2 protein-coding genes are annotated in these 3,215 nt (G+C 42.8%); one reads left to right on the top strand and one right to left on the bottom strand.

Annotated features, from left to right (window positions below; all coding sequences use genetic code 11):
- Positions 1–235: 235 nt before the first annotated feature.
- Positions 236–1,237 (bottom strand): permease, encoded by a 1,002-nt coding sequence (locus AC4II3_RS32135; RefSeq protein WP_488015852.1) that lies wholly within the window; start codon positions 1,235–1,237, stop codon positions 236–238.
- A 272-nt stretch (positions 1,238–1,509) separates the two neighbouring features.
- Here AC4II3_RS32135 and AC4II3_RS32130 point away from each other — a divergent pair, with 272 nt between their 5' ends.
- Positions 1,510–2,883 (top strand): hypothetical protein, encoded by a 1,374-nt coding sequence (locus tag AC4II3_RS32130; RefSeq protein ID WP_488015850.1) that lies wholly within the window; start codon positions 1,510–1,512, stop codon positions 2,881–2,883.
- The last annotated feature ends 332 nt before the right edge of the window (positions 2,884–3,215 follow it).

The following is a 3,215-nucleotide window of genomic DNA, read 5'->3' as shown; positions in this document are numbered from 1 at the left end:
CGGGAGTCGGGAGTCGGGAGTCGGGAGTCGGGGTTAAGAGTTTGAGGCGGGGGTGGGGGAATACATTTTGGTAAACGTTTATTACTGGATTCAACACTTTTAAAATAAAATTCCTCGTCACCATTAATCCTTAAGAATTCATCCTTAATAATTAACATTTGCTAATCAGGTACACAGGATTTTTACCGATTCCCGATTCCCTACTCCCTACTCCCTACTCCCTACTCCCTACTCCCTAACTAACATACAAATTAATAAACAAAGTCAATAAAAATGTTAACTGCCCTGCTATGAGAAATAGGTAAATGATTGACTTGGTTTTAAATACAGATAACAGTAAGCCGATGGCTTTGATGTCAATCATTGGTCCGAAGATTAGAAATGCTAACAACGAACCACTGGTGAAGGTTGAGGCAAAGGCGAGGGCAAAAAATGCATCGACGGTGGAACAGATGGATACTACAGCGGCCAATAGCATCATGGCCAAAATAGACATCACTGGTCCTTGACCGAGGCTAATGATAATATCACGGGGGATAACGACTTGAATAATGGCTGCGATCGCACTACCTAAAACTAGGATTGAGCCTAGCTCCCGAAACTCTTGTATAGCATTTTCGACAAAGAGCTGTAGTCGGTCAGGCAAGGGTTTGCTTTGTATGTCCTGGCTAGGGGATGTGTTTAAGACATTAACGTCCAGGGGCAAGGGTGTACCAGATTGACCGAGTAAATATGAGCCTGATTGTAGTAATGCTGGCTTATCCTCAGCAAATTTCCTTGGTCTAGAGCGAAACACTGCTCGTTGCAGTAGGGGGCCTAAGTCTTTCTGAGTACTGAAGACACAGCCGATAAAAATGGAAATACTTAAGGAAAATAAAATTCGCAATACCCAGATTTCCGGCTGGTCTCGAAAGGCTACCCAAGTTGACCAAATTACTACAGGATTGATGGTTGGGGCTGCGAGCAAAAACCCAATTGCAACTGGTGCTGGTGCTCCCTGGCTCAGCAGTCGCCTAGCCACTGGCACATTACCACACTCACACACTGGGAACAAAAAGCCGACACAACTACCAAAAACTGCTCCTAGAAAGGGGTGGCGAGGCATACTAGCAATCAGCTTGCGCTCATCCACAAAAAACAGCAGTAAGCTGGAGAGAATCACCCCCAGTAGCAAAAAAGGTGTTGCTTCAACCAACAAACTCAAGAATAGGGTGAAGGCGTTGTTGAGCTGATTCATGCATTTTCCTGTTTATGCTTGAGCAACGTATTAAGCAAGAAAAAAATCAAAGGTCAAAGGTCAAACACTAGTCTAGGGCAAGGCTTTTGGCTACCAGTGATAGGCAAATTTAATGGGGAATACCTTACCTGATACCAGATGATTCTTTTCTTTTCTAGCATAGAGGCTAGCTGTTTCTCCGTAGGGTGGCGCTTAGCTACACTTCATGAGAGGGTTGGGAATAGGTGACAGTGTTACTATCCTTGTTACTATCCTGATGAAAGGGTAAGCCAATGTCTGACCTAAGCAAAATAGTATACCCGACTCTCGACCTATTCCTCTACGATCTACGGGAAGGTCTAGGGCAAGACCCGGAAATTATTGATCACAACCGTGAACGATTCTGGCAAAGAATCTATGGTCATCCCGAGGGTGATGAATCAGACCTGATCCTAGAGCCGACCTTACTGGCTAAGCTAAAACAGGCAGAACGCTCAGAATCTAGGTTGGTGGAACTCTTGGGTGCTGATGTGGTCAAGAATTTCGAGCGTCCCTTGGAAGGCTACTACTACCCTATCCAAATTGGTAACACTTACGCCCTTCAGGTGAACTGTTCTGGAGTCTATGCTGATGGTATCAGACAATCAAACTATTCACCCCAACCCATTACAAATATTAAGAAAATCCAAGGGGAAATTCTTGCCCACATCAATCACCAACCTGGAGCAATTGGTCAAACTTGGATCCTGTGGGGTCAACTGTGTGACCGTGATCAAGACCCTACACAAATTGCCCTAGAATGCTACAAGCAACTGGTGTCTAAACCCGACTGGTCAAGAGATTTTCAAGCCCAAGGCAAAGTGCTAGGGGGTACTTTATTTGAATTTTGGCGTCCTCCCGCCGATTGGTCAGAGCCAGAAGCCATCAAGCACAACCATCATCTGTTAATCTGGTTGTTTCCCAAAAAGCCATCTCTTGATTCTATAATCGACACCATTACTGGCATTTATATAGATTTAATTTACCTATTGTATTATCGTAACAAAATTCTTTGGGCTTATGGTGAAATTAACACACCACTAGCAGAATTGAAAGCTGATCTAGTCTCAGTTAACACTAGTATTGCTGAGATCAGTATGTTACCTCAAAATACAGTAAAGTTACGAGAAATACTAAGCAATAACCTCACCCTATTGTCTCGTTATGCTACTAATTTAGGGATTCTCGATTCCCAAGCCCAAACCATTAAAACTAATATCGATCATTACCAACAACGATTGACTAGACTAAAACAGGTTGATCAACGGGGTGATTGGCACATTCTGGAAGAATTTAGGGATTTAGCAGCTAGCCAATATCTGCAACAAGTGGAGATGGAGCATGGCAGATTAAAGTCTGGTTTAACCTTACTAGAAAATATGATTCGGACAGTAGATGGCATGACCCAAACTTACCAAACCCAGAGTAATCGTAGCTTACACCAAAGCATTGCTCTGGCTGGCGTGGGAGTAGCAACTAGTAGCATTACTGCTACTGTCCTAGTTAAACAACAACCCCCTGATAATAATACTATCTTTATGATGACACCAGCTTTTGCCTGGAGTCTTATGACTGGTGCGATCGCTACTCTGGTAATGTGGATAATTTTACGGTTATTTCGTCGTTGAGGGAATAGGGAATAGGGAGTAGGGAGTAGGGGGTAGGGGGTAGGGAAAGAGAGGGAAGTGTGGGGAGATGGGGAGATGGGGAGATGGGGAGATGGGGAGAGCACTTGAAGGCTTTTGAACAAGTGGATATATCTAAAATTTAAAGGCTTATTAGGTTAATAATTTTCTAGGCAAATCATAACTATTAAAAAGTTATTTTTGACATAAACTTTATAGAAATAAACGAAAAAAAGTAAGAACTAAAAATTGCTAAAATCTTCAAATAACTAAGCTAAATCATTGCCTATTGCCTATTGCCTATTGCCTATTGCCTATTGCCTATTGCCTATTGC

This window comes from Moorena sp., from assembly GCF_982860115.1.
Note: the sequence above shows the minus strand (reverse complement) of the source record. Positions and strands in the feature narration are given on the sequence as shown.